Below are 1,032 nucleotides of genomic sequence, written 5' to 3' on the forward strand. Positions count from 1 at the left end.
CGGAATACCCCGCCCCCGGACCCCGGTTGGCCCCCACATGACGACTGACGCGCACTTCGACCCCCACGCCCTGCTCGCCCGGAGCGACCTCGGCGTGCTGGCCACGATCAAGGCCGACGGGCGGCCCCAGCTCTCACCCGTCATGCCCTCGTACGACCGCTCCGCGGGCCTCATCCGCGTATCGACGACCGCGCGGACGGCGAAGATCGCGAACCTGCGGCGTGACCCCCGCGCCTCGCTGGAGGTGACGAGCCCGGACGGCCACGCCTGGGCCACCGCCGAGGGCACGGCCACCCTCATCGGGCCCGGGAGCGACCCGCAGGGGCCCGAGGTCCAGGCGCTGGTGGACTACTACCGCGCCGCGGCCGGCGAGCACCCGAACTGGGACGAGTACCGCGAGGTCATGGTGTCCGAGCACCGGATGCTGATCACCATGACGGTCGAGAACGTCTACGGCACCAAGCTCTCGTAGCGGCGCCCTCACGGCCTGGATGGGGCTCATCTCCCCACCCGCAGGGCAGGGTTGACCTACGCTTGGCCCTTTACGACGCACGACCGGCAGACCGACACTTCACGACACACGAAATCCCACCCGCAGGGACCCTCTATGTCCATGGAGCCCGTTGTCCGCATCCCCTCGACGCTCGCCGCACCCCTCGTACAACGGCTCATCCGGCTGCCTCCCGCGCAGCCGCCCACCGCGCCCGACCTGATCGCGGCCCTCGCCACCTGGCGCGGCGCGGACGCCCCCGCGACCCCGGACGACGTCCACCGCGCCGCCGCGGACTTCGTCCACCTCGCTGCCGAGGCGCACTCCGCCCCGGCCACGGAACTCAACGCCGTCGTCGAGGTGTTGACCCGCACACTGCTCGCCATCGGTGAACTGGACCTCACGGACGTGGACGCCGTGCGCCTGGGCCCGCAGGACTACGCGCGGCGCTTGCGCGGCGCCGTGCAGGGCGCGGACCGTTCTCTGTCGCCCGGCGCCGCCTGGTTCCACGACGAGCTGCTCGTGGCAGTGTGCCTGCACGT

General features: G+C 72.3%; 2 protein-coding genes. Both read left to right on the forward strand.

Features of this window, described 5'->3' with window-relative positions; all coding sequences use genetic code 11:
- The first annotated feature begins 37 nt into the window (after window positions 1-37).
- Window positions 38-472 carry a PPOX class F420-dependent oxidoreductase gene (locus ACZ5CR_RS47415; protein WP_468870288.1) on the forward strand — a complete coding sequence of 145 codons (435 nt, stop codon included), beginning with the start codon at window positions 38-40 and terminating at the stop codon, window positions 470-472.
- 141 nt (window positions 473-613) lie between these two features.
- On the forward strand, window positions 614-1,032 hold a 419-nt coding region (locus ACZ5CR_RS47420), incomplete at its 3' end, for an NACHT N-terminal Helical domain 1-containing protein (protein ID WP_468870290.1).

This window comes from Streptomyces sp. NPDC031274 (assembly GCF_055570235.1).